General features: G+C 73.3%; 26 protein-coding genes, 1 other RNA gene and 1 pseudogene. 11 read left to right on the top strand and 17 right to left on the bottom strand.

Annotated features, from left to right (window positions below; all coding sequences use genetic code 11):
* Positions 1-10: 10 nt before the first annotated feature.
* Positions 11-1,555 (bottom strand): MFS transporter, encoded by a 1,545-nt coding sequence (locus tag N912_RS51090; protein ID WP_169747862.1) that lies wholly within the window; start codon positions 1,553-1,555, stop codon positions 11-13.
* 26 nt (positions 1,556-1,581) lie between these two features.
* Positions 1,582-1,827 (bottom strand): hypothetical protein, encoded by a 246-nt coding sequence (locus tag N912_RS63405; protein WP_156993414.1) that lies wholly within the window; start codon positions 1,825-1,827, stop codon positions 1,582-1,584.
* Between the two features lie 394 nt (positions 1,828-2,221).
* Here N912_RS63405 and N912_RS61995 point away from each other — a divergent pair, with 394 nt between their 5' ends.
* Together N912_RS61995 and N912_RS0110975 are read left to right on the top strand one after the other, a co-directional pair.
* Positions 2,222-2,686 (top strand): MmpS family transport accessory protein, encoded by a 465-nt coding sequence (locus tag N912_RS61995; RefSeq protein WP_169747861.1) that lies wholly within the window; start codon positions 2,222-2,224, stop codon positions 2,684-2,686.
* A 136-nt stretch (positions 2,687-2,822) separates the two neighbouring features.
* Entirely contained in the window at positions 2,823-3,185 is a 363-nt protein-coding gene (locus N912_RS0110975; protein ID WP_028922460.1) for a hypothetical protein, read from the top strand.
* Positions 3,186-3,360: 175 nt separating this feature from the next.
* Here N912_RS0110975 and rnpB read toward each other — a convergent pair.
* Positions 3,361-3,757: RNase P RNA component class A (gene rnpB / locus N912_RS60415), an RNA gene on the bottom strand.
* 96 nt (positions 3,758-3,853) lie between these two features.
* Here rnpB and N912_RS51080 point away from each other — a divergent pair.
* The gene (locus N912_RS51080) at positions 3,854-4,666 is read left to right on the top strand and encodes a helix-turn-helix domain-containing protein (RefSeq protein ID WP_051580036.1); all 813 of its coding nucleotides are present in this window, start codon (positions 3,854-3,856) and stop codon (positions 4,664-4,666) included.
* On the opposite strand, the gene N912_RS51075 is transcribed toward N912_RS51080, so the two are convergent.
* A complete protein-coding gene (locus N912_RS51075) occupies positions 4,640-5,422 on the bottom strand; it encodes a DUF6597 domain-containing transcriptional factor (RefSeq protein WP_156993411.1) in 783 nt (260 codons plus the stop codon). The two genes, N912_RS51080 and N912_RS51075, sit on opposite strands and share 27 nt — an antisense overlap.
* 34 nt (positions 5,423-5,456) lie before the next feature.
* Between N912_RS51075 and N912_RS0110960 the strand changes: the two genes are divergently transcribed.
* From N912_RS0110960 to N912_RS51070, 4 genes are all read left to right on the top strand, one after another.
* On the top strand, positions 5,457-5,870 hold the full coding sequence (locus N912_RS0110960; protein ID WP_028922459.1) for a VOC family protein: 414 nt from the start codon (positions 5,457-5,459) through the stop codon (positions 5,868-5,870).
* A complete protein-coding gene (locus N912_RS0110955; protein WP_051580034.1) occupies positions 5,867-6,931 on the top strand; it encodes a methyltransferase in 1,065 nt (354 codons plus the stop codon). The genes N912_RS0110960 and N912_RS0110955 overlap by 4 nt, the downstream gene beginning before the upstream one ends.
* Before the next feature lie 100 nt (positions 6,932-7,031).
* Positions 7,032-7,799 (top strand): sulfite exporter TauE/SafE family protein, encoded by a 768-nt coding sequence (locus N912_RS0110950; protein ID WP_245645251.1) that lies wholly within the window; start codon positions 7,032-7,034, stop codon positions 7,797-7,799.
* A 129-nt stretch (positions 7,800-7,928) separates the two neighbouring features.
* A complete protein-coding gene (locus N912_RS51070) occupies positions 7,929-8,855 on the top strand; it encodes a polysaccharide lyase (RefSeq protein ID WP_064745270.1) in 927 nt (308 codons plus the stop codon).
* A gap of 12 nt (positions 8,856-8,867) precedes the next feature.
* On the opposite strand, the gene N912_RS0110940 is transcribed toward N912_RS51070, so the two are convergent.
* The 3 genes from N912_RS0110940 to N912_RS0110930 are packed head-to-tail and all read right to left on the bottom strand — an operon-like array spanning position 8,868 to position 10,843.
* Positions 8,868-9,689, bottom strand: coding sequence for an EamA family transporter (locus N912_RS0110940; RefSeq protein WP_028922456.1), 822 nt, complete (start codon positions 9,687-9,689; stop codon positions 8,868-8,870).
* A complete protein-coding gene (locus N912_RS0110935) occupies positions 9,689-10,210 on the bottom strand; it encodes a MarR family winged helix-turn-helix transcriptional regulator (RefSeq protein ID WP_028922455.1) in 522 nt (173 codons plus the stop codon). Before N912_RS0110935 ends, N912_RS0110940 begins: the two co-directional genes overlap by 1 nt.
* Positions 10,211-10,249: 39 nt before the next feature.
* Entirely contained in the window at positions 10,250-10,843 is a 594-nt protein-coding gene (locus tag N912_RS0110930; RefSeq protein ID WP_028922454.1) for a DUF2867 domain-containing protein, read from the bottom strand.
* A 52-nt stretch (positions 10,844-10,895) separates the two neighbouring features.
* On the opposite strand from N912_RS0110930, the gene N912_RS0110925 reads away from it, so the two are divergent.
* Complete coding sequence (locus N912_RS0110925; RefSeq protein ID WP_028922453.1) at positions 10,896-11,438, top strand: TetR/AcrR family transcriptional regulator; 543 nt, start codon at positions 10,896-10,898, stop codon at positions 11,436-11,438.
* Positions 11,439-11,749: 311 nt separating this feature from the next.
* Here N912_RS0110925 and N912_RS65130 read toward each other — a convergent pair.
* The 6 genes and pseudogenes from N912_RS65130 to cobC all read right to left on the bottom strand — a co-directional run bounded on the left by N912_RS65130 (position 11,750) and on the right by cobC (position 19,095).
* Positions 11,750-12,909: pseudogene (locus N912_RS65130) on the bottom strand (bifunctional RNase H/acid phosphatase).
* A gap of 2 nt (positions 12,910-12,911) precedes the next feature.
* On the bottom strand, positions 12,912-13,649 hold the full coding sequence (locus N912_RS0110910; RefSeq protein WP_028922451.1) for a zinc ribbon domain-containing protein: 738 nt from the start codon (positions 13,647-13,649) through the stop codon (positions 12,912-12,914).
* Positions 13,646-14,770, bottom strand: coding sequence for a Nif3-like dinuclear metal center hexameric protein (locus N912_RS51055; protein WP_051580032.1), 1,125 nt, complete (start codon positions 14,768-14,770; stop codon positions 13,646-13,648). Before N912_RS51055 ends, N912_RS0110910 begins: the two co-directional genes overlap by 4 nt.
* Before the next feature lie 30 nt (positions 14,771-14,800).
* Positions 14,801-16,918 carry an NACHT domain-containing protein gene (locus N912_RS51050; protein ID WP_051580031.1) on the bottom strand — a complete coding sequence of 706 codons (2,118 nt, stop codon included), beginning with the start codon at positions 16,916-16,918 and terminating at the stop codon, positions 14,801-14,803.
* A 74-nt stretch (positions 16,919-16,992) separates the two neighbouring features.
* Positions 16,993-18,027: a magnesium and cobalt transport protein CorA gene (locus N912_RS0110895; protein WP_028922450.1), complete on the bottom strand. Its 1,035-nt coding sequence runs from the start codon at positions 18,025-18,027 to the stop codon at positions 16,993-16,995.
* Between the two features lie 12 nt (positions 18,028-18,039).
* Positions 18,040-19,095: an Rv2231c family histidinol phosphate aminotransferase CobC gene (gene cobC / locus N912_RS0110890; RefSeq protein ID WP_028922449.1), complete on the bottom strand. Its 1,056-nt coding sequence runs from the start codon at positions 19,093-19,095 to the stop codon at positions 18,040-18,042.
* Positions 19,096-19,209: 114 nt separating this feature from the next.
* On the opposite strand from cobC, the gene N912_RS51045 reads away from it, so the two are divergent.
* Genes N912_RS51045 through N912_RS51040 form a run of 3 tightly spaced genes read left to right on the top strand, consistent with a single transcriptional unit; the run spans position 19,210 to position 20,970 of the window.
* On the top strand, positions 19,210-19,587 hold the full coding sequence (locus N912_RS51045; RefSeq protein WP_051580030.1) for a hypothetical protein: 378 nt from the start codon (positions 19,210-19,212) through the stop codon (positions 19,585-19,587).
* Complete coding sequence (locus tag N912_RS0110880) at positions 19,584-20,264, top strand: TetR/AcrR family transcriptional regulator (RefSeq protein ID WP_028922448.1); 681 nt, start codon at positions 19,584-19,586, stop codon at positions 20,262-20,264. Before N912_RS51045 ends, N912_RS0110880 begins: the two co-directional genes overlap by 4 nt.
* A 55-nt stretch (positions 20,265-20,319) precedes the next feature.
* Entirely contained in the window at positions 20,320-20,970 is a 651-nt protein-coding gene (locus N912_RS51040; protein WP_051580029.1) for a class I SAM-dependent methyltransferase, read from the top strand.
* On the opposite strand, the gene N912_RS0110870 is transcribed toward N912_RS51040, so the two are convergent.
* From N912_RS0110870 to N912_RS0110855, 4 genes are read right to left on the bottom strand one after another with little or no spacing between them, the layout of a single operon-like run.
* Positions 20,948-21,307 carry a bleomycin resistance protein gene (locus tag N912_RS0110870; protein ID WP_028922447.1) on the bottom strand — a complete coding sequence of 120 codons (360 nt, stop codon included), beginning with the start codon at positions 21,305-21,307 and terminating at the stop codon, positions 20,948-20,950. The genes N912_RS51040 and N912_RS0110870 overlap by 23 nt on opposite strands.
* On the bottom strand, positions 21,304-22,008 hold the full coding sequence (locus N912_RS0110865; RefSeq protein WP_051580028.1) for a DsbA family protein: 705 nt from the start codon (positions 22,006-22,008) through the stop codon (positions 21,304-21,306). Before N912_RS0110865 ends, N912_RS0110870 begins: the two co-directional genes overlap by 4 nt.
* Positions 22,005-22,511: a MauE/DoxX family redox-associated membrane protein gene (locus N912_RS0110860; protein WP_051580027.1), complete on the bottom strand. Its 507-nt coding sequence runs from the start codon at positions 22,509-22,511 to the stop codon at positions 22,005-22,007. Before N912_RS0110860 ends, N912_RS0110865 begins: the two co-directional genes overlap by 4 nt.
* A 56-nt stretch (positions 22,512-22,567) precedes the next feature.
* Entirely contained in the window at positions 22,568-22,861 is a 294-nt protein-coding gene (locus N912_RS0110855) for a hypothetical protein (protein ID WP_028922444.1), read from the bottom strand.
* Positions 22,862-22,916: the final 55 nt, after the last annotated feature.

Here is a 22,916-nt window from a genome sequence, read left to right as displayed (position 1 = left end):
ATCATTATTATTAACGGTCGCCAACACGGGAAGGCACGGCGTCCCCGTCACGGATGAGCAGGAGCGCGGCAACCGCCGAAGCCAGGACGACGATGCCGGCGACGAGCAGGACGGACGACAAACCGGCGGTGAACGCCTCGCGTGCCCGGGCGACCAGCTCGGCGCGGACTCCGTCGACGCGTCCGGCGACGATGTCGCGCACCGCATCGGGATCGGAGACGCGGGCGGCCACGGTCGAGATCATGATCGCGCCATAGGCGGCGACCCCGATGCTGGTGCCGAGGGGGAAGAACGTGTTGGACAGGCTGGAGGCCATCCCGGCACGGTCGGCGGGCACGACGCCGACCGCCAGGCCGACCAGTTGCGGCATCACGACACCGGATCCGATGCCCATGATCACCAAGAACGGCAGCACGGCGGTCCAGTCATCGGCCGCGCCGACGACCGAGGAGCCCCCCAGCAGGCCGGCACCGATGACCACCGTGCCGACGCAGCAGAGCACCCGCGCCGGAGCGAGGCGGGCCAGGAGTCCACTGAACAGCGACACGACCGCCATCGGCAGCGAGATCGTCAACATGGCGAGCCCCGCCTCCAGCGGGGTGCCGCCGATGACCCCGGTCACCCAGAGGACGAGGAACGGGTAAAGGCCGAGGCTGGCCAGCCGGGAGATGAACCCGAGGGTGATCGCGCCGACGAAGGTCGGGGTCCGGAAGAGGTTCAGGTCCAGCAACGCATTCGGACCGAGCCGCCGCTGGCGGACCAGGAGCGCGCCCAGCAGCAGGCCGGCGGCCACCAGCGCCGCGACCACATCCGGCCGGTTCCAGCCGCGGTCGGTGCCGGTGAGCATGCCGTAGTTCAGCAAGAACAGGGCGAGCACGGTCAGTGCGGCGCCGGACAGGTCGAGCCGCGAACCCTCCCGGCGCCGCTGCCGCCCCACGAAGGCGAGCGCGCCGGCGATGATCACGACGCCGATCGGGATGTTGACGACGAAGACCAGCCGCCAGCCACCGACGCCGACCAGCACTCCGCCGATGAGCGGGCCGAATGCCGAAGCCGTGGCGGCCATACCGCTGAAGGTGCCGATCGCGGACTGCCTGCGCCGGCGGTCGGCACCCTCGTAGACGCCGGCGATGAGACCGACCGCCGTTCCCATGACCAGCGCGCCACCGAACCCCTGGACGATCCGGGCGACGATCAGCCACGTCACGCCGGGCGCGAACGCACAGCCCACCGATGCGACGGTGAACACCACCGTGCCGATCAGGAACACGCCCCGCCGCCCCAGCCGGTCGGCGAGCGAGCCCGCGGTGAGCAGCAGCGCGGCGGTCGCGAGCGAGTAGCCGTTGACAACCCATTGCAGGCCGGCCAGCGGCACGTCGAAGTCGGCGTTGATCGCGTCGAGCGCGACGTTCACGACGGTGAGGTCGAGCATCACCAGCATCACCGACAGGCCGGCGACGAGCGTCGTGGCCACTTGCTCCCGGCGCCCGAAGGTGGGCGTTTCGAGCTCCACGCACATCGCGGCCCTCTCCCTGGTCCCAACGTCAGCCGGCACGAACCTACTGAAACTGGTTTCCATTTTCATCTATATTTGAGGGATACCGAGACTTGGCCGCTCGCGCGCACCGGCCCGCAGCCAAGATCGACGGCCACGCCTTGATCAACGGCTGCACCCGGTGACGGCCGGCGGTACTGATCGCGGAGGGCGCCGGTCGGCGTCGACTGGCGGCCGAGCCGGACATCAGCGAACATGCCGCCCGGCGGATGCTGGACGCCGCCCGCAACGGCACCGTCATCAGCGAGTGCGCAGCCGATTCCCAAGGTCATGCCACCTGCCGCCCACTCCAGGTGGCGCCGCACACTCGGCGTGCCGCTCCAAGCGACTTTCCGACTGATCTACTCCGCAAAATCACCGCGGCCCGGTTCAGGCGGTCGAACCGAATCCCTATCGTCTATCGGCACCGGCATCCGTTTGCGGCCCGAGACGATACCTAGAAGTTCGCGGCGCGACGCCACTCGTGGGTTTTACAGGCCCAATGTCCTGGATTGTCGACACACATGAAGCTAGCTCCGCTTGTTAACGGGAGCGGGCGATGCGGCCGAATGGGGGAATGTGGCGCGCTTGGTGCCGATGTGCGTAACGAAGCCTGCGCGGTCTCGATGGGTTGCGGTGATAGCGCAGGTCAGCGCTACCCCTTCCAGCGAGAGAGCACACACGGCCATGACGGCTCAGCCCAGCATCCACCAGCCCCCGAACACCCATGTGAGCACGCCCGTCCCGGCGAAACGGCGCCGTTGGCCCTGGGCGCTCGGCGCGGCGGTCGCGCTGTTTGTCGCCATCGGTATCGCCAACGGCGGCAACCAACCGACACCCGCGGCATCGGCCGTGGCTGTGTCGAGCGGGCGTGTGATCTACGAAGTGACCGGTGCGAGTCGGGCGTCCAACATCACCTGGATGACCGGCAAGGGCATGTCCATCGCTCAGGTGTCCTCGGCGCGGCTGCCCTGGCGGCGAGAGGTCCAGGCCACCGGAGAGGGCTTCTTCGTGCCCACGCTGACCGCCCAGAACGCCGGTAGCGGCACCCTGACCTGCCGCATCACCGTCGACGGCGAGGTTGTTTCCGAGGTCACCTCCGAAGGTGCCTACGCCGTCGCCATGTGCGCCAGCAGCAGCAACGTCAACTAACGGGTTGCGATGTCGACAATCACGCTCCATCTCGGCCGCGAGCGGGGCAAACGCGGTCCAGGCTGCCGACGGTTACACAACCAACCAGTCTCACCCTCAAGACGTCAGAAACACCGAAGCACACACTGGAGTACGAATGAAAAGCTGGATGACCGCGATGGCAGTGATAGGCTCACTGCTCGGAATAGCATTCTCCTTGTTCTTGGGCATGGGCGACGCAGTGTTCAATCAAGGCAAGGAAGGCCCTAACGCCGCTACCGGCTTCTGGATGGCACTGTTCATCCTGGCTCTGGCGTTCCTGGCGTGGGTCCCTCGGCGGTGGGTGCGCATCCTGTGCGCCCTGGCCACCTTCGGATGCATCTGGGCCGGCCTCGCCGCTGTAAGCGGGTTCTTTCTGCCCGCCGCTGCGTTCGCCGCGATCGCGGCCGTGCTCATGCTGGTCATGAAACCCGAACCCAAGGCAGGCTCCGTGGCGCCCACCGCCTCGGCAAGCGGCTGAACCCGAGAGAAGCCGCGATGGCATTCCGGCGCGGGCAAGCATGGTCGACATCAAGCTGCTCGAGGCGGCGGGCAGCGGTCGACACCGCGCTCCGGCCGAACCGCGTGCCGAAGTTGGCTGCCGAGGACCCAAATCAAGATCGAACCAGCGTTCGGGCAGGTCACAGGCCTAAGAGCGGACGAGCTGGCCTGTAAGCCGGATCCTGTTCCCGGGCGCCTTGCGGCGCTCCGTTCGGCGGCCATCCATCTCGGCCCGCCGTCGCCGACGGGCTCTGTGCAGCCTACCCGCAGGCATCGGACGGGCCGCCCTCGAACGCCTGCTGCCTGGCCTTGCTCCGGGTGGGGTTTACCTAGCCACCCCGGTCACCCGGGGTGCTGGTGGTCTCTTACACCACCGTTTCACCCTTGCTCCGCACGCTCGCGCGCCGGAGCGGTCTGTTTTCTGTGGCACTGTCCCGCGAGTCGCCCCGGGTTGCCGTTAGCAACCACCCTGCCCTGCGGAGTCCGGACTTTCCTCGGCGGCGCGGCAGGTGTCGCCACCGTCCACGCCGACGCGGCCGCCCGGCCAGCTCGTCCGCCCGCCCGAGTATAAGCCCGGCGACCGGCGCGAACTTCGGGGACCATGATCCGTGCGGCCGGGATGTCCGGGGTTGCTGCCAGACTGGTGGGGTGTCCGAGGCCGACCCGACAACCAGCGTGAGCACCATGGTGGCGCACCGGCCGCCGCCGGGCCTGCGCGAGCACGTGCGGCGGGTCGCCGGCTTCTCCGAGCGCACCGAGGGCGCCATGTTCCGGCGCGAGCTGCCGACCGCGAGCGTCACCCTCATCCTGAGCCTCGGCGAGCCCATCCGGATCGGCTCGGCCACCGGGTCCGGCACGTTCACCTCGTTCCTTGCCGGCATGCACGAGATCCCGGTCGACACCGAGCACGACGGCGCGCTGTCCTGCGTCCAGGTCGACCTCAGCCCGCTGGGGGCATACCGGCTGCTGGGCATGCCGATGTCCGAGCTGGCCGACACGGTGGTCGCGCCGGACGCGCTGCCGCTGCCGGGGCCGGTGTGGCGCGACCTCGGCGAGCGGATGGCCGCGCTGCCCGGGTGGCCGGAGCGGTTCGAGCTGCTCGACCACGCGCTGGGCGCCCGTTTCGCGGACGGGCGCGCCGCGGACCCCGAGGTCCGCTGGGCGTGGCGGCGGCTGGCGCGCTCGCACGGGGCGGTGCCGGTGGGCGAGCTGGCCGCCGAGGTGGGCTGGAGCCGGCGGCACTTCGCGGCCCGGTTCCGCGACCAGGTCGGGCTGCCGCCCAAGCCGGCCGCCCAGGTGCTGCGGTTCCGCCGCGCGCTGTCGCTGCTCTCCGGTACCGGGTCGATCAGCGACGCGGCCGCGGAGGCCGGGTACGCCGACCACAGCCACCTGGTCAGGGAGTTCCGCCGGCTCGCGGGGGCGCCCCCGTCCGCGCTACTCGGCGAGCTGCTCGGCCAGTAGCTCCACCGGGGTGAGCCCGGCGAGCGCCTGCGCCTCCCGGGTCAGGTGTGGCTGGTCGGCGTAGCCGGCGTGCGCGGCCAGCTCGGCCAGCCCGCCGACCCCGCCGGCCCGGGCCAGCGCCAGGAACCGCTGCAGCCGGCCGATCCGCTGGAACGTCTTCGGCCCGAGCCCGACGTCGGCGAGCAGGGCGCGCCGCAGCTGGCGCGGCGACAGCCCGACCAGGTCGGCCACGGCGCTCACGTCCAGCCCGGAGTGGCGCCACAGCACCCTGGTCGCCTCGGCCACCCGAGCGTCCGGCTCGGCGCCGGCCAGCCAGCCCGCGACGGTGGCCTGCGCGCGGGCGTCCCGGGCGCCGATGGCGTCCACCAGCGCCCTGGCCGTCGGCCCGGTCACCAGTTGGGGCAGCGGCACCGTGCGGTCGGTCAGCTCCCAGGCCGGCACCCCGAGCACCGCGCGCACTCCGTCGGACACCAGCCGCATCCCGCGCACGGTGGAACCGGGGCGCAACACCGGTATCTCCGTCCCGGTCGCCGGCCCGACCAGCTCGGCGCGGCCGTCGTCGAACACGAGGATGTCGGCATGGCCGTCCGGCAGCACGCGCTGCGGGTAGCCCGCACCGCCGTCGGAAGTCCGCTGCTCCCACATCCGGTAGACCGCGTGCCGCCATGACGGCGGCGGCAGCAGCTCCCGGTAGGTCGAGGTGGTGGCCACGGGCCGTGGCGCGAGACCGACCGAGCCCAGGTCACATTCGTCCAAGCCGTCTCCCTCCGGTGCATCCTAGCCTGCCGACATGGCACTCAACCAGAACGCACCGACAGTCTTCCCAACCCTCAGCTACGACGACGCCGACGCGGCCATCGCGTTCCTCACCGGCGCGTTCGGCATGGTCCCCGCCGAGGTCGCGCGGGACGCCGAAGGACGGGTCAACCACGCCGTCCTGGGCTGGCACCACGACGTCATCATGCTCAGCTCGCGCCGCGACGAGTCCAGCCCGTTCAACACCGGAAAGGCCGTGCTCTACCTGGTCACCGAGGACCCGGACGCGCTGCACGGCAAGGCCGAGGCGGCCGGCGCGGAGATCGTCCTGGGGCTGGTCGACCAGCCGTACGGCTCCCGTGAGTTCGCCGCGCGCGACCCGGAGGGCAACATGTGGTGCTTCGGCACCTACCAACCGGCCGCGCCCCAGCCGGCCGAGAGCCGATGACCGAGCTCACCGCCGAGCCGGCAGCGGCCGAGCGGGCAGCGGCCGAGCGGGGGCGGCTGATGCCGATGCTGTTCGGCGCCATGCACGCGCAGGTGCTGCACACGCTGACCAGGCTCGGGGTCGCGGACCGGCTGGCCGACGGGCCGGCCACCGCCAGGCAGCTCGCCTCGGGAACCGGCACCCAGCCGGCGGCGCTGTATCGGTTGCTCCGGGCGGGCGCGGCGCTCGGGCTGTTCGCGCTGGACGGCGAGCGCTTCGAGCTCACCGAGGGCGGCCGGCTGCTGTGCGCGGACGCGCCCGGGTCGATACGCAACCTGGTGCTGTTGTTCGGCGGGGACGCGGTGTGGCGGTCCTGGGGCCGGCTGGAGTACAGCGTCCGCACCGGTCAGACCGCGTTCGAGCAGGTGACGGGGCTGCCCACGTTCGAGTACCTGGCCGCGCACCCGGACGAGGAGGCGGTGTTCAACGCGGCGATGGCCGAGCACACCCGCGAGGTCGCGCCGGCCATCGCGGCCCGCTGCCCGCTGGACGGGCGCGGCCGGGTCGCCGACCTGGGCGGCGGCAACGGCGCGCTGCTGGCCGGGCTGCTCACCGCCAATCCCGGCGTGCGGGGCGTGCTCCACGACACCGCCTCCGGGCTGCGCGACGCGGAGCGGGTGCTCACCGAGGCCGGCGTCCGGGACCGCTGCGAGATCGTGACCGGCGACTTCTTCGACTCCGTCCCCGAGGGCTGCGACGCCTACGTGCTCAAGAGCGTGATCCACGACTGGGACGACGAGGCGGCCACCCGCATCCTGCGACGCTGCCGGGAGGCGATGGCGCCGGGTGCCGTGCTCTACGTTGCCGAGCCCGTGGTGCCGGACGACCCGACCAGGCTGGCCGACGCCGCCGGCACGCTGATGAGCGACCTCAACATGCTGGTCTGCGCCGGCGGGCGGGAGCGCACCGAGGGCGAGTTCCGCTCGCTGCTCGCCAGGGCCGGGCTGAGGCTGGACGGCGTGGCGCGCTGCGACCCGCCGGTCAACTATTGGGTTCTCGCCGCTGGCGGGGCCGGAACCTGACCCGGACGGGTGTGAGATAGGGCGAAACGCCTGTGACTCTTCGCACCCGCGCCTGTCACAGAGCGTTTCTGGCCGCGGCGCCGGGTTAACGTGCCCGCTCGTGGCTATACCCTTCCCCGGTCAGTTGATCTTCCTGCTCGTCGCGGGGCTGGTCTCCGGGGTGGTGAACGCCGTCGCCGGTGGCGGCTCCCTGCTGGTGTTCCCGGCGCTGCTCGCGGTCGGCATGCCGCCGCTGCCGGCGAACGTCACCAACTCCATCGCGCAGTGGCCCGGCTACGTCGGCATGGTCGCCGGCGCCCGGTCCGACCTGCGCGGGCAGCGGGCCAGGGTGGTCAGCACGATCGGGGTCGCGGTGGCCGGCGCCGGGCTGGGCTGCGCGCTGCTGCTGGTGCTGCCGGGCGCGGTGTTCAACGCGGTGGTGCCGGCCCTGGTCCTGCTGGCCAGCCTGCTGCTCGCGCTGTCACCGTGGCTGCGGCGCTGGATCGGCGCGCCCCAGCCGGACGGGCCGGACCGACGGGCCGTGCTGCTGCCCGGGGTGTTCCTCGGCTCGGTGTACGGCGGGTACTTCGGCGGCGCGCTCGGCCTGATCCTGATCTCGGTGCTGTCGCTGACCGCGCACGACCGGCTGGTCAGGCTGAACGCGGTCAAGGCGGTGCTCTCGCTGGTCATCGCCACGGTCACGGTGGTGATCTTCACGCTGGGCGGCCCGGTGCACTGGCTGGCGGTGGCCGCGCTGGCGCCCAGCACGCTGGTCGGCGGCTTCCTGGGCATGCGGCTGGCCCGGGTGCTGCCGGAGCCGGTGCTGCGCTGGTCGGTGGTGCTGTTCGGGATCGCGGTCGGGATCTACCTGTTCGTCAAGCCGTACTGACCGGTAACGCCCCCGCCATCGCGGCCACGGCCGCGCTCATCGATTCCGGACACCAATTGGTTGGCCGCGCGGCGCCCCCGCCCACCAGACTCGGCCCGGCACGAGCCACGATCTCGGACGGAGGCAATGATGCGGTACAGGTGTCGGCGGACGATAAGCCGACCGCGCTGGGCACTGGCGGCCACGCTGGCCGTCGGGCTGGGCCTGGTCGCGGGCTGCTCATCGGAACCGGCCCCGAAACCGACCGTCCCGCCGCCGAGCCCGCCCGCCGCCGACCAGCCCGCGCCGGAGACCCCGCCCGCCCCGCAGGCGCAGGTGCCCCCCGGCCCGGTGCGCACGGCGGACACCCTGGCCGCGTTCCTCGGCGCCGGCTTCAAGCCCGCCGAGAAGGGCAACTGGGGGCTGGAGCGCTCCCAGGTGGTCGCCGACCCGAGCGCGCCGGGCGGGCGGCTGCTGCGGGTGAGCTTCCCGAAGGGGTCGGCGTCGCCGCAGGCGGCCCGCAAGAGCCACGGGCCGGAGGGCGGCACCCAGGTCTACGCGCACTTCCCGCAGTCCGGCGACGCGTTGACGTTGACCTACAACGTGCGGTTCCAGCCCGGCTTCCAGTTCGTGAAGGGCGGCAAGCTGCCGGGGCTGTTCGGCGGGTCGGCCGGCAGCGGGGGCGAGCACAAGGACGACGGGTTCTCCACCCGGTTCATGTGGCGGACCAACGGGGCCGGCGAGGTGTACGCCTACCTGCCGGGCACGAAGGGCGACAACGGGTACGGGGACAGCCTGGGGCGCGGGTCCTGGACGTTCCAGCCCGGCAAGTGGACGAAGATCACTCAGCGGGTGCAGCTGAACACGCCGGGGCAGAAGAACGGCTCGGTGACGGTGTGGCTGGACGGCAAGCAGGTGTTCCAGAAGGCCGACCTGGACTACCGCTCGTCGGGCGGGCTGCACATCGACGGGGTGTTCTTCTCGACGTTCTTCGGCGGCAGCGACGTCTCGTGGGCCAGCCCGGTCAACCAGACGATCGACTTCGCCGGCTTCACCGTCGGCAACACCGCGCCCTGACCGCGCCGTCGGCTACAGCGAGAGCAGCACCACCGCCGCGCCGGCCCCGACCAGCCCCAGCGCCTGGCCGACGCCGAGCCGTTCCCGCAGCACGGTGAGCCCGAGCAGCACCGGGATCACCGGGTACAGCGAGGACAGCACGACCGCGATGCTGACCAACTGCTGGCGGGTGGCCAGCAGGTAGGTGACCAGGGCCAGTGCGGCGAAGCCGCCGGCCAGCGCCGCGCCGAACAGGTGCCGGACGGGCGGCCACAACCCCGGCCCCGACCGGGCGAGCAGCGGCGCGATGGCCAGCACGGCGGCCAGCCGACCGGCGGCCACCGGCCAGATGCCCGCGGCCGGCCCGGCGGCGGCCAGCGCCAGGTACTGCAACGCGATGCCCAGGCTGGCGAGCAGCCCGTCCACCGCCGCCGAGGTGACCCGCGCGCGCCCGCCCGAGACCAGCCAGAGCGCCGGCACCGCGACCACCATGCCCACCGTGGCCAGCGGCGTCGGCCGGTCGCCGAACAGCGCCACGCCCACCGCGACCGGAATGGCCAGGCCGCCGACCGCGCTCACCGGCACCACCACGCTCATCGCGCCGCGCGCCAGCCCCCGGTACAGGAACGCCATGCCGAGCCCGGTGCCGACCCCGGACAGCGCGCCCCAGCCGAGGTCACCCGCCCCCGCCTGAGCCGGAACCGCCACAGCGGCCACCACCACCACCAGCACGAACGCCGCCGCCTGCCCGACCATCGCGACCACCGCGAAGTTCATCCGCCGGGCCAGCAGCCCACCGGCCACGTCGGCGATGCCGTAACAGGCCGCCGAGGCCAACCCCAGCGCCGTGCCCATCAACGCCCCTCGGCGGCGGCCCCGACCGGGCACCGCGCGCCCTTCGTACACGCCGGCCTGTCACACAGCCGGCACAACAGCTCGGTGCTGCCCACCCGGTCGTAGAGCCGGGCCAGCAGCGTGGCGAGCAGCCCGTCCAGCGCGGCCCGGTCCGCCTCGTCCAGGCCCGCGACCAGCACCGCCAACGGCTCCGCCCGCGCCCTGACCAGATCCTCCGCCGCTCTGGCACCGTCCGCCGTGAGCCGGACCGGCACCGTCCGGCCCTGCCCCCGCTCGCGCCGCACCAACCCGGCCGCCGCCATCGAGTCGAGCATCCGCGCCGCCGCCGGCTGGCTGAGCCCGATCCGCCGGCCGAGCTCGGTGGCGCTCAGGTCCGGCGTGGCGCGCAACACGACCAGCGCGGCGGCCGCGCTCGGCCCGACCCCGCCCGAGCTCGCCGCCGCCGCCAGCATCAGGTCCGTGACCGCCAGCGCCGCCGCGCCGAGCAGGTTCGCCGTCCGCGCTACCGCTGCGTCATGCATGACTCATGCATACCCGCGCCGGCGGCGGATATGCACGGGCTACCCGTCGACCGCCTCCGACGCCCGCCACTCGCGCTCGATCGCGCGCATCAGCGCCGGGTAGACGAACAGGTGGCGAAACGGCTTGATCGCGGCCATGTAGGCGGCGCCGAACAGGCCGTTCGGCTTGACCAGCACCGCCATCTGGCCCCGGTAACCGCCCGCGCCGTCCGGGACCCAGCCCATGTGCATGACCCCGTGCACCGTCCGGTTCGCGATCTCCGCCGCCCACTCGTCGTGGAGCTGGTACACCGAGCGGAAGGGAAGCGTCGTGAACTCGGGCCCCGCCGGCACCTCGCGCATGTCCGCCGGCAGCCGCTCCCGCAGCGAGGCCGCCCGCGAGTCGAGGCCGTCGCCGGAACGGTCCAGGCCCAGCACCGCGCCGATCGTCCAGCGCGCGGCCCACAGGAACTGGACGATGAGCGGGCTGTCGCGGCCGGGGAACTCGCCCCGGGCGGTCTGCTCGACCAGCCGGGGCAGGTCGTCCGGCCCGCCCGGTGTCGGCAGCGCCCACACGTCCTCGACCGTGAAGTCGGGGGCGATCTCGTGGATGCGCCAGGGACGCGCGGTGTGCGCGGTATTCGGAAGCTTCACTCCTGGACCTCCGTCTCCGGACTAGACTAAACCGTATGGTACGGTCCCGGCCATGGCGAGTCGAGAGGCGTGGCTGGCGGCCGGCGAGGAGGCCCTGGTCACGGACGGCGCGCCCGGCGTGAAGATCGACAAGCTGGCGGCGCGGCTGGAGGCGAGCAAGGGCTCGTACTACCACCATTTCGGCAGCGCGCGCGGGTTCAAGCTCGCCCTGCTGGAACGGCTGGAGAACGTTCACACCCGGCGCTACATCGAGGCCGTGGAGGCCACGCCCGGTCTGGGGGCCGAGCAGCGGCTGCGCCGCCTGGTCGAGCTGGGGCTGCGGGCGCATCCCGTCGACGGCGTGGACGCCCTGGAGGTCGCGGTGCGGGCCTGGGCACACCAGGACGACGACGTGCGCGCCGCCCAGGAACGCATCGACGCCATCCGCATCGAGTACCTCCTCGGGCTCTGTCGAGAGCTCGGCGACGACGAGGCCGAGCCGCTGGCCCAGATCTTCTACGTACTGCTCATCGGCGCCACCCACCTGCTGCCGCCGCTGACGACCGACCAGCTGCGCAGGATCTACGAGCTGGCCCTGCGCCTGGTGCCGTCATGACCCCCGCCCAGGCCGGACTCCGCCAGGCGAGATGGGCCGGCCTGTCGCTGATCGCGATCGGCTCGGTCCACCTGGCCCTCTTCCTGGTGCAGGCCGCCTGGCTCGGGCACCTGGACGGCTGGGTCCGGGGCGAGCTGCGGTCGATGTCCACGCGGGTTTCCCGCTCGGCCTCATCCCGGTCGGGCTGCTGTGGCTCGCGCGCCGGGGGGTCCAGGACGGACGGTAGGCCCCGAGGCGGCGGGTTGCGGTTCCGACTGCGCGGGGTTTGCCGAGGTCAAAGGCCGTGAGTGGTTAGCGTCGCTATAGCGACGCTAACCACTCACGGGTTCTGACCAGGGGAAACGGTAGTTGACCAGGCGTACGGAGGCGCCGCCGTCGGGGTAGAGGTCGGTGATGGACAGCGAGGCCAGGTCGAGGTGCAGGCGGTAGAGCACGGACGGGCCGGCGTCCAGCGCCATCCGGAGCAGGAGCTTGATCGGCGTGACGTGGCTGACCAGCAGCAACGTCTGGTTCGGGTGTCCGGCCACGAGCTCGTCGCGCAGGCCGGTCACGCGGGAGGACACGTCGGCGAAGCTCTCCCCGCCGGGCGGGCGGACCGTCTCGTCGCCCAGCCAGCGGCGGTGGATGTCCGGGTCGCGGTCGCGAGCTTGCGCGAACGTGAGCCCGTCCCACGCGCCGAAGTCGGTCTCCAGGAGCGCGTCGTGGCTGGTCACGGGCAGGCCCAGGGCGGCGGCGACCGGGTCGGCGGTCTGCCGGGCGCGGCGCAGCGGCGAGCTGAGCACGGCGGTCACGTCGGCGGCGCCGTCCAGCGAGCGGATGCCGGCGGCGACGGCGGCGGCCTGGGCGTGGCCGTGCTCGGTCAGGTCCGGGTTGGCGCGGCCGGAGTAGCGGCGTTCGACGGACATCTCGGTCTGGCCGTGCCGGAGCAGCAGCAGGCGGGTCGGGTGGCCGGTCTGGCCGGTCCAGCTCGCCGAGGCCGGGGCCTGGGCCGCCGAGTCTGACGAATGTCCCGACTCACCCTGACGAATGTCCCGACTCGCGGGGGGGTTCACGGGCGTGCGCTTGGGGAGGCTTGGGCGTCCATAGCCAGGTTGGCGAGGCGGTCGGCTCGTTGGTTGCGGGCTCGGGGGATCCAGGTGTAGCGGACGGTGCCCAGGTCGCGGGCCAGGCGGGCGGCTTCCAGCGCGAGCGGGCGGAGGGTGTCGTTCTTGATCTTCCAGCGGCCGGACATCTGTTCGACCACGAGCTTGGAGTCCATGCGGACTTCTACCTCGGTCACGGCGGCGGCCAGGTCGGCGGCGGCGCGCAGGCCGGCAAGCAGGCCCCGGTACTCGGCGACGTTGTTGGTGGTCACGCCCAGGCCGTCGGAGGCCTCCGCGAGCACCTCGCCGGACTCGGCGTCGCACACCACAGCGCCGTAGCCGGCCGGGCCCGGGTTGCCCCGCGCGCCGCCGTCCGCCTCGATGACCAGCCTCACAGCCCGGACTCCGGCGTACGCACCATGATCACTCCACACTCCTCGTGCCGTAGCACTGTCTGCGGGGCCGCCGCCTTGATGTGGCTCAGCTCCGATCGGTCCAGCTCCAGCCGGCAGGCCCCACAGCGGCGGGCCCGCAGCGGCGCCGCGCCGGTGCCGTTCTTCGCCCGCAGCGACTCGTACAGCTCCAGCAGCTCGGCGGGCATCTCGGCGGCCAGCGGCTCGCGGTCGCGCCGGCGGCCGGCCTCGGTGGCGTCCAGGTCGGCCAGCGCGATGTCCCTGCGCTCGGTGGCGTCGGCCAGCGCCTGCTCGGCGGTGGCCAGCTCGGTCCTGGTGGCGTCCACGTTGGCCTGCACCGCCTCGCGGCGCTCCATCACCTCGAGCAGCTCGTCCTCCAGGACGCCCTGGCGGCGGGCCAGCGTCTCCAGCTCGTGCTGCAGGTCGGCGGCCTGCTTGGCGGGCAGCCCGGAGCCGGCGAGCATGTCGTTGTCCCGCTTGGCCCGCGCGCGCACGCCGTCCACGTCGCGCTCCAGCCGGGCGATCTCCCGGTCCAGGTCGCCGGCCTGGGTCTCGGCGGCCACCACGGCGTCCTTGCGTTCCCGCACGGTCCGCTCGGCGTCGGTGATCTCGGTCAGCTCCGGCATGGCACGGCGGCGGTGGTCGATCCGGTTGAGCTCGGCATCGACCTCGGCCAGTTGGAGCAGCCGCTGTTGGACAGCGGGTTCGGCGTTCACGGCGGGGTCCCTTCTGGCGAGCTCTCCGGTCGGTTCTCCGGCGCGCGGGCACCGACCGTCCACGGGTCGGTGCGCAGCCACGAGACGCGAACCTCGACCGTACCCCGCAGCGCGGTCTCGATCACGGAGGCGGCCTGCGCGCACCACGGGTGTTCCGACGCCCAGTGCGCCACGTCCACCAGCGCGGGGGTCGGGCGGGCCGGCGCGGTGCCGGCGAGCAGGTGCTCGGACGCCGGGTGGTGGCGCAGGTCGGCGGTCAGGTAGACGTCCGCGCCGGCGGCGGTGGCTGCGTCCAGCGCGGAGTCTCCGGCGCCGCCGCACACCGCAACGGTGCCGACCATCCGCTCCGGGTCGCCGGCCGCGCGCACCCCCCACGCGGTGGCCGGCAGCGCGGCGGCCGCCCGCTCGGCGAACGCGGCCAGCGGTTCGGGCCGGTCCAGCTCGCCGACCCTGCCCAGCCCGCGCCGGCCCGGGACCTCGGCCATCTCGAACAGGTCGAACGCCGGTTCCTGGTACGGGTGCGCGGCCCGCAGCGCGGCGACCACGTCGCGGCGGCGGGCGCGCGGCAGCACCAGCTCCAGCCTGACCTCTTCGGGCGCGAACTGGGCGGCGCCCTCGGCGGCCCTGCCGTGCGCGCCGGCCTCGGTGAGGGCGTCCAGCACCCGGGCCGCCGGCGCGCCGGTGGGGACGAACGTGACGATCTTGTCCAGCGCCTCGGCGGCCCTGGGCCGCAACGGCCCGGTGACGGTCACCCCCAGCGCCTCGGCCAGCGCGTCGGACACCCCTGGGTCGGCGGAGTCGGCGTTGGTGTGCGCGGTGTAGAGCCCGATCCCGGCCCTGACCATCCGGTGCACCAGCCGGCCCTTCGGGCTGTCGGCGGGCACGCCGTGCACCCCGCGCAGCAGCAGCGGGTGGTGCGTGACCAGCAGTTGTGCCCCGGAGGCGATGGCCTCCTCGACGGTCTCCGGCACCGGGTCGACGGCGACCAGCACCCGCGACACCGGCTCCTCCGGGTCGCCGCAGACCAGCCCCACCGCGTCCCACGCCTCGGCCAGCGCCGGCGGGTAGGCCCTTTCCAGCGCGGCCACCACGTCCCGCAGCCTGATCACGTCTCCTGGCACACGGGCACCGTAGTGCGCGCGGCGCGCCGCTCAGACGTCAGGCACGGCTCCGGCCAGGTGGGCCTGCAGCAGCGCGTGCCGGAACTGGTGGACGCCGCCGGTCTGGCGCAGCACGTTGCGCCGGTGCGCGTCCCGGAGGAAGCCGAGCAGGCGCCACGGCGTGCGGCCGCCCAGGGCCAGCCACAGCCGGGTGAGCACCCACTGGCCCCAGGCGGTGGTGCAGGTCGCGACCAGCGCGACGCCGACCCCGACCCCGAGCCCGGCGACCAGCGGCAGCCCGGGCCGGGTGTGCGGGCCGGCGGCGAGCGCGGCCAGCGTGCCAGCCACCAGCGCGGCGGCCAGTCCACCGGCCCCGGCCTGGACCAGCGCCGCGCCCCGGTCGGCGGCCAGCAGCGAGGCCGGGTCGACCACCCGGGCGGACTCGATCGGCGCCCGCAGCGCGGACATCACGCCCACCCCGAGCCCGCCCACGGTCCCTGCCACCAGCCCGGCCACCATTCCGATCTCCAGGCCCGGCTGTACCCGTCCGACCAGCCAGAACAGCAGGCCGAAGATGGTACCGGCGACCGGGCCGGCGGCGAGGCCGACCGCCAGGGCCCGGCGCACCTGGCCGCCCCGGCCGCGCAGGCTGAACAGGATCCGGGACGGCGCCGGCCCGTGCCGCAGGCCGACCAGCAGGGCCGCCCCGGGCCCGATGCCCAGCCCGGTCGCCAGCCCGGCCACCAGGAGGTAGCGGGGCCCGAACACCAGGCCGGCGAGCAGCCCGATGGACGGCCCGGTCAGCACCGCGCAGGCGAGACCGGCGAGCACCTCCAGGCCACGGGGCGGAAGCGCCCGGTGCAGCCGCCACCAGGCCAGGTCGTAGCTGCCCAGCCGGTGCAGGTGGCCGGCGAGGAAGGCCAGCCACCGGCGGGCGCTGTCCTCCCCGTAGCGGGCGCCGGGCCGGCCACCGGGGAGCCGAGGGTGCTCGGCGTAGCTGACCGGGATGAGCGTGTCGAGCAGCGAGCGCTCGATGGCCCGCTGGTCGGGGAACCGGTCGCGGTCCAGCAGCTCGGCCGGGTCGCTGCCGGCCGGGGCGTAGACGTCTCGGGCCAGCCCGAGCAGCAGCGGGCTGGACAGTGCCCGCGCCAGCGGCAGCTCGGGGTCGGCGCGCAGCTCGGCCAGCACCGCCCGCCACTTCGCGGCCGACGTCGACGTCCGCGCCAGGTACCGCTCGGCGTCGTCGACCCGGACCGGATCGAGCTGGACGGCCATGAACGACATCTTCTGCCCGAGGGCGTCGGCGGCCGTCCGGTACTCCTGCCACCGGCAGGTCACCACCACCGGCCGGTCCTGCACCACCCTGTCGACCTCGCCGATCGCGGCCGGCCGCAGCTCGGCGGACATCTCGTCCAGGCCGTCCAGCACCGGCATGACCCGCCCGGAGGTGAGCAGCCGCAGCGCGGCGTCCCGCCCGTACCGGCGCGCATCACCCAGGAACGCGTACTCGGCGACCAGGTTGCGGGCCAGCCAGGTGTACAGATGCTCGACCCGGGGGTGCCACGACGACAGCGTCAGCAGCACCGGGACCGGCTCGTCCGCCGTCCGGTGCTCGAGCAGGCCCAGGGTCAGCAGGATGGCCAGCACGCTCTTGCCGGAGCCCGCCTCGCCGAGCACCATCAGCTGCCTGCGCGGCAGCCGGCGGAAGCCGGCGATGGCGTCCAGCACGTCACCGCTGGCGCGCAGCCGCAGCGGCCGGCCCACCGCGGGCGCGGTGCCGAGCACCGCCGAGGGTTCCGCCGCGAACCGGCCGGTCACCGCCGACCAGCGCACCCGCATCGGGTCACGCACCCGCAGGCCCCGGTGGGCGGCCTCCTCGGTCCACTGCTCGCGCACCGCGGTCGCCAGCGCGGCGGCCGCGAGGTCCAGGCGCGCGCCGTCGTCCGCCGGCTCGGTCGAATCGGCGGGCGCAGGGTCCGGCCGCGAACGTTGCCGCCGCGTCTCCAGGACGACGGCGACGACACCCAGCACCCCCGCCGCCGGCCAGGCCAGCCACAACCAGGGGCGCCACTCGTCGGGCACCGTGCCGGTGGCCAGGTTGATCACCACCGGCAACAGCACGGTGACCAGCACGACGGCCGCCGAGGGCGCGATCGCCGGACGCCGCATCTGCCATCCTCAGCCAGCCGCCACTCACAGCGCGCACCCCCGGACGGGCGCCGGGAAAGTGTAGCCCGTGGCGCCTACAGCCAGTTCCGGAACTTGAACGTGAGGTAGAGCCCCAGCGAGAGCATGAGCATCAGCATCACCGCGAACGGGTAGCCCAGCGCCCAGTCGATCTCGGGCATGTGGGTGAAGTTCATGCCGTAGATGCCGGCGATCAGGGTCGGGGCGAACAGGATGGCCGCGACCGCGGAGATGCGTTTGACCTGCTCGTTCTGCTGGTAGCTCGCCTCGGTGAGCCGGGTCATCTCCTCGTTCTGGCGCTGCGCGACCAGCGCGGCGTTGACGGTGAGGATGTTGGTCAGGAGCTGACGGAAGCCGTCGGTGCGCTCCACCACCCTGGCGTGGTGGTCGGCCACGTCGCGCAGCATCCGGCGCAGCTCCAGGTCCGCCTCGCCGGCCCGGCCCTTGAGCACGTCGCGCAGGTTGTCCAACAGCTCGGTGAGCGGGTCCACCGCGCGCTGGAACTCGATGACCTCCCGGGAGAGCTGGTAGATCCGCCGCGACGCGCCCGGGTCGCCGTCGAAGACCTGGACCTCGATCTCGTCGACGTCCTTCTGCAGCCCGTCCAGGACCGGCCCGTAGTCGTCGACCACCTGGTCGAGCACGGTGTAGAGCACGGCGAACGGGCCGAGCTTGAGCAGCTCGGGGTTCTCCTCCAGGCGGCTGCGCACCTGGGTCAGGTCGGGCTCCTGGGCGTGGCGCAGGGCCACCACGAAGTCGCGGCCGAGGAACAGGTGCACCTCGCCGACCTCGACCACCTCGACCGGGTCCACGTACCGGGCCGGGCGCAGCACCACGAACAGGGTGTCGTCGTAGCGCTCCAGCTTGGGCCGCTGGTGGGCGTCGATGGCGTCCTCGACCGCGAGGTGGTGCAGGTCGAACTCGGCGGCCACCGACCGGATCTCCTCCTCGGAGGGGTTCAGCAGCCCGATCCAGCAGAAGCTGTGCCCGGAGTCGGGGCAGCGGCGCAGCTCCTCGTAGGTCTGGTCCAGCGACTCGGGTTTGACGGCGCGCTTGCCGTCGATGTAAATGGCGTTGTTGACCAGTGGCATGCTCGCCCCTTCTCACAGCCCCGTAGGGGCACGGTAGCGCGCGAGCACGCGGCTCAGCTCGTCGACCAGAACCCGCGCCAGCTCCGGCGGGCGCACCGCCACCCGCAGGTGGTCGGCGTCCAGCCCGGGGAACGTGTCGCCGCGCCGCACGGCGATCCCGCGCCCGCGCAGCGCGTCCCGCACCGCCGGCCCGTCCGGCACCCGCAGCAGCAGGTACGGACCCGCCGCCGGCAGTTGTACGTGCACGCCCGGCACCTCGCGCAGCGCGTGGACCAGCCAGTCCCGGTGCGCGGTCAGCTCCGTGGCGACCGCCGCCGCCTCGGCCACCGCCGCCGGCTCGCAGCAGGCCCGCACCGCCTCCAGCCCGAGCGTGCCGACCGGCCATGGGGGTCGGGCGGCGGCCAGCCGTTCCAACAACTCGGGGGCACCGAGCGCGTACCCGGCGCGCAGCCCCGGCAGCGCCCAGGTCTTGGTCAGGCTGCGCAGCACCACCAGGCCCGGGGTGTCCGAGTCCGAGTCCGAGGCCAGCGACTCGGGCTCGCCGGGGACGGCGTCGGCGAACGCCTCGTCCACCACCAGCACCCGCCCTGGCCGGGCCAGCCGGCGTACCGCCTCGGCCGGGTGCAGGACGGACGTCGGGTTGGTCGGGTTGCCCAGCACGACCAGGTCGGCGGCGGTCGGGACGTCATCCGGGTGCAGCCGGTGCCCGTCGGCGGCGGCGGTGAGCACCCGGCGCACCTCGACCCCGGCCGTGCGCAGCGCGACCTCCGGCTCGGTGAACCCGGGGTGCAGCACGGCCGCGAGCCGGGGCCGCAGCGCGGGCAGCAGCGCGAACCCCTCGGCGACCCCGGCCAGCACCAGCACCTCGTCCGGGCTCCGGCCGTGCCGGGCGGCCACCGCGCGGCGGGCGGCCAGCTCGTCGGCGGCGGACGGGTAGCTGCCCAGCCTGTCCACGGCGGCCACCAGCCGCTCGCGCAGCCACCCCGGCGGCCCCGCGCCCCGCACGTTCACCGCGAAGTCCAACAGGCCGGGCTCGGCTTCGGCGTCCCCATGGTGGCGCAGGTCCATGCCGCCAACCGTATGTGCCCGGACGCGACGCGGCTCACCGTCGAACGCCCTTGCGCGCGGCCCGACCTGGGTGTTCACTAGGTTTCGAACACGTTCAAAAAGAGGGTGATCCCCATGAACACGGCTCTGGTGAGCTATCTGGCGGTACTCCTCATCGGCACGGCGCTGACCTTCGCGGTCGGGGTGATCCTCCGCCGCAACGGCCAGGCCCTGCTCGAGGAGGTCTATCCGGAGCCACGCGCGGCGGGCCTGACCCGGCTGGTCGCCGTCGGCTTCTACCTGGTGGCGCTCGGCGTGCTGGCGCTGATCTCGACGCTCGGCGTGCCGGTGGACGGCCTGGTGCAGGCGGTGGTGACCAAGCTCGGCGTGGTGCTGCTCATGCTCGGCGCGGCGTACGGGCTGACGCTGCTGGCCCTGGGCCGGATCCGCGACGCCCGCCGCGCCGAGGCGCTCGACCAGGAGTTCCGCGCCGCGACGCACCCCCGGCCATGACGGGCACGCGGCCGCGCAAGTCGGAGCGGACCCGGGAGCAGATCGTGTCGGCCGCGCTGCGGCTGTTCCGCGAGCAGGGCTACCAGGGCACCACGATGCGCGCGGTGGCGGCTAGCGCCGGGGTCTCGGTGGGCAACGCGTACTACTACTTCTCCTCGAAGGAGGAGCTGGTCCAGGGCTTCTACGACCAGTTGGTGGCCGAACAGGCGGCCGGCTGCGCCGAGGCCTTCGCGGCCAGCACGGACTTCGCCGAGCGGCTGCGCGCCACACTGCTGGCCTGGCTGGCCGCCGCCGAGCCGTACCAGGAGTTCGCCGGCTCGTTCTTCGCCACCGCCGCGCGGCCGGGCAACCCGCTGTCCCCGTTCAGCGAGGCCTCCGCGCCGGCCAAGGATGCCGCGATCGCGCTGTTCCGGGAGCTGATCGACGGCTCCTCGACGCGGGTGGGCGGCGAGCTGGCGGCCACCCTGCCCGAGCTGCTCTGGCTCTACCAGCTCGGCGTGGTCCTCTACTGGGTGCACGACTCCTCCCCCGGCACCGCCCGCACCCGCGCGCTGATCGACCACACGGTGCCGATGGTCGCCCGCCTGGTCCGCCTGTCCCGGCTGCCGGTGATCCGCCCGCTGTCCCGGCAGGCCGCCGAGCTGGTCACCCTGCTGCGCGACCAGCGCCCGGGCTGACGGCTGGGCTGACGGCTGGGCGATCTCTCAGCATCGGCCGGTTAGCGTCGCCGGGGTGCGAACTCGTGATCATCGTGTACGGCGGCGTCAGCGAACGGGCTGGGCGCTCGCGGCGGGCGCCGTCGGCGCGGCGGCGGCCTGGTCGTGGTGGGCGTTGGACGCCGCGCCGTACCCCTACGCGCAACGCCGGCTGCTCGACCTGCCGCTGCCGTTCCTGACCCAACGCCGCCTGGACGGCCTGCTCCGCCCCGCCCCCGGCGACCGGATCCTGGAGATCGGCCCCGGAACCGGCCTCCAGTCGCTGCCGGTGGCCCGCGCGCTGGGCCCGGCCGGCCGCCTGGACATCGTCGACATCCAACAGGACATGCTCGACCACGTGATGCGCCGCGCGACCGACCTCGGCCTGACCAACATCGTCCCGACCAGGGCCGACGCCCAGCGCCTGCCGTTCCCGACCGACACCTTCGACGCCGCCTACCTCGTGACCGCACTCGGCGAGATCCCCAGCCCCGGCCTCACCCTGCTCGAACTGGAACGCGTCCTGAAACCGGGCGGACGCCTCGTCGTCGGCGAGTTCTTCGACCGCCACCAGGTACGGCGCGCGGCCCTGGCCCGGTACGCGACGCTGGCCGGCCTGCGGGTCGAACGGGTGGTCGGCCCGCCGTTCGCCTACTTCGCCCGGCTCACCGGCCCGAGCCGAACCTGATCAGGTTGTTGTCCGGGTCGATGTGCGCGCCCTCGCGCATCCCGTAGTCGGTGTCCTGGGCCGGCAGGGTCTTCCCACCGATGCCGGGTCGGCTCCACTGCTCGGCCAGCGCGTCCGCATCGGCCACGTACAGGTACGCCGCCGCCGCGCCGACCTTCGGATCCAGGTCGCGCTGCACCGAGAAGTGGATCTGGGCACCGTCCCGCTCGGCGAAGCCGTACTCCTCGCCGTCCTCATACGGCTCCACGTCGAAGCCCAGCGCGCGGTAGTGCTCCAGCGCGCGGGCGAGGTCGGCGACCGGGAAGATCGGCGCGAACCTCGGGGTGTCGGTGGTCACTTCTTCGCGGCCTCCACCGCCTGGCGCAGCGCCTGGTCGGTGTTGTCGATGTCCTGGCCGTTGACCTTGACGGTGGGGGTGGCGTTGACGCCGGCCTTGGACGCGGCGTCGGTGAGCGAGGCCGTCCACGGCGCGTAGGTCTTCGCGTTGACGCACTGGGCGAAGTCCGGCCCGGCGCCGGCCTGCTGGCCGAGCGCGATGATCCGGTCGGCGGGCAGGCCGCTGCCGCCTTCGGGCGGTTGGTTGGCGAACATCGACTTCAGGAACGGCGGGAACACCCCGGCGACGGACGCGCAGCCGGCGGCCGCCGAGGCGCGGCTGGAGTACCCGCCGGACACCCTGTCCAGGAAGGCGACCGGGTGGTACACCACGCGGGCCGCGCCGCTGGCGACGAACCCCTCCAGCGTCGGGCCGGACTGCTGCTCGTAGCGCTGGCAGACCGGGCACTGGAAGTCCAGGTAGACGTCCACGGTGGCGGGCGCGTCCGCGCGCCCGACCGGCACCCCGTCGGCAACGGCGCCCGCCGGCGTGTTCGCCGCGGCGGCCACCGTGTTCTGCTGCTGCGTCCAGTAGATGCCGAAACCCACGGCGCCGGCGAACAGCACCACGACCACCACGCCGATGATCATCCCCATCGACGGCCCGCGCTGCTGGACCGCCACGGGCTTGGGCCGCCGGCGGTTCTTCTTGGCCATCATCATGGCCGCTCCTCCTTCCGCCCACCCGCGAGCAGGCCGTCAACGGCGAGGTACCCGGACGGCCACCGCGCCAGCGCGAGCGCGAGGACGAACAGCGCACCGTCCCTGACCAGGTCCCAGCCGTAGTTCGGGCTCTCCCCGGCGGCCAGCTCGCCACCCGAGCCGAAGCAGCCGCAGTCGATGCGCAACCCCCGCGCCCATGCAGACGCTATGCCTATCACGAAGCCGAGCATCAGCACCGCCGAGATCACCGCCGACGCCCGCACCACCGCTCCGACCAGCAACAACAGCCCGAGCAGCAGCTCCACCATGGGCAACCCGGCACCCACCACCTGGGCGGCCGGCTCGGGCAGCAGGCGGTAGGCACGCACCGCGCGCACCGACTCGTTCAGGTCTGTGATCTTGGACAACCCGGCGGCGATCCAGACTCCCGCCAGGATCAGCCGGGCCAGCAAGGCCAACCATCCGTGCACCGGCCGGGCCGGCGCGGTTTTCACGACGTTCATCGTGGTCAGTGTCGCGCTTCGGGCACCTCCGGTTCCCCGCAGGGTCCGATCGTGCGTTATCCGGTGAGCTGCACGGGCATCGGCAGCCCGGGGTCGCCCACCACGGGGCCGCGCATCCGGGGGATGTCCTGGGCCTGCGGTCGGGCTGGGCAGGACGTCGGCCGGGAGCACGGCGGCGCGGTCGGGTCGGTCAGGCTGCTCGGGAAGGTGGCGGTGAGGGCAAGTAACACGGAAACACCAACCAGCGACCAACTCCACATCGTCTCGGTGTGATCGCGCCGCATACCGGCGCTCGCGGCCAACGCGCGCCACAGCCCGAGGAAGATCCCCAACACCGCCAACTCGGCCATACGTCCCTTCTACCGCGGCCGGGTGGTCTACGGCGGGACACCAATGGGTGGCGCT

The sequence above is a fragment of the Actinospineispora acaciae DSM 45401 genome, assembly GCF_000620785.1.
GTDB classification, from domain to species: domain Bacteria; phylum Actinomycetota; class Actinomycetes; order Mycobacteriales; family Pseudonocardiaceae; genus Pseudonocardia; species Pseudonocardia acaciae.
The sequence above is the reverse complement of the archived record's forward strand: the minus strand, read 5'-3'. Positions and strand labels throughout refer to the sequence as shown.

Coding starts and splice junctions, on each gene's coding strand:
- N912_RS0110855 (WP_028922444.1), bottom strand. CDS start 22,861: ATGGCCGAGTTGGCGGTGTTGGGGATCTTCCTCGGGCTGTGGCGCGCG.
- N912_RS0110935 (WP_028922455.1), bottom strand. CDS start 10,210: ATGCATGACGCAGCGGTAGCGCGGACGGCGAACCTGCTCGGCGCGGCG.
- N912_RS0110865 (WP_051580028.1), bottom strand. CDS start 22,008: ATGATGATGGCCAAGAAGAACCGCCGGCGGCCCAAGCCCGTGGCGGTC.
- N912_RS0110860 (WP_051580027.1), bottom strand. CDS start 22,511: ATGAACGTCGTGAAAACCGCGCCGGCCCGGCCGGTGCACGGATGGTTG.
- N912_RS0110895 (WP_028922450.1), bottom strand. CDS start 18,027: ATGCCACTGGTCAACAACGCCATTTACATCGACGGCAAGCGCGCCGTC.
- N912_RS51045 (WP_051580030.1), top strand. CDS start 19,210: ATGAACACGGCTCTGGTGAGCTATCTGGCGGTACTCCTCATCGGCACG.
- N912_RS0110940 (WP_028922456.1), bottom strand. CDS start 9,689: ATGGGCACGGCGCTGGGGTTGGCCTCGGCGGCCTGTTACGGCATCGCC.
- N912_RS0110960 (WP_028922459.1), top strand. CDS start 5,457: ATGGCACTCAACCAGAACGCACCGACAGTCTTCCCAACCCTCAGCTAC.
- N912_RS51050 (WP_051580031.1), bottom strand. CDS start 16,918: ATGCGGCGTCCGGCGATCGCGCCCTCGGCGGCCGTCGTGCTGGTCACC.
- N912_RS0110925 (WP_028922453.1), top strand. CDS start 10,896: ATGGCGAGTCGAGAGGCGTGGCTGGCGGCCGGCGAGGAGGCCCTGGTC.
- N912_RS0110975 (WP_028922460.1), top strand. CDS start 2,823: ATGAAAAGCTGGATGACCGCGATGGCAGTGATAGGCTCACTGCTCGGA.
- N912_RS63405 (WP_156993414.1), bottom strand. CDS start 1,827: ATGACCTTGGGAATCGGCTGCGCACTCGCTGATGACGGTGCCGTTGCG.
- cobC (WP_028922449.1), bottom strand. CDS start 19,095: ATGGACCTGCGCCACCATGGGGACGCCGAAGCCGAGCCCGGCCTGTTG.
- N912_RS0110955 (WP_051580034.1), top strand. CDS start 5,867: ATGACCGAGCTCACCGCCGAGCCGGCAGCGGCCGAGCGGGCAGCGGCC.
- N912_RS0110880 (WP_028922448.1), top strand. CDS start 19,584: ATGACGGGCACGCGGCCGCGCAAGTCGGAGCGGACCCGGGAGCAGATC.
- N912_RS51070 (WP_064745270.1), top strand. CDS start 7,929: ATGCGGTACAGGTGTCGGCGGACGATAAGCCGACCGCGCTGGGCACTG.
- N912_RS61995 (WP_169747861.1), top strand. CDS start 2,222: ATGACGGCTCAGCCCAGCATCCACCAGCCCCCGAACACCCATGTGAGC.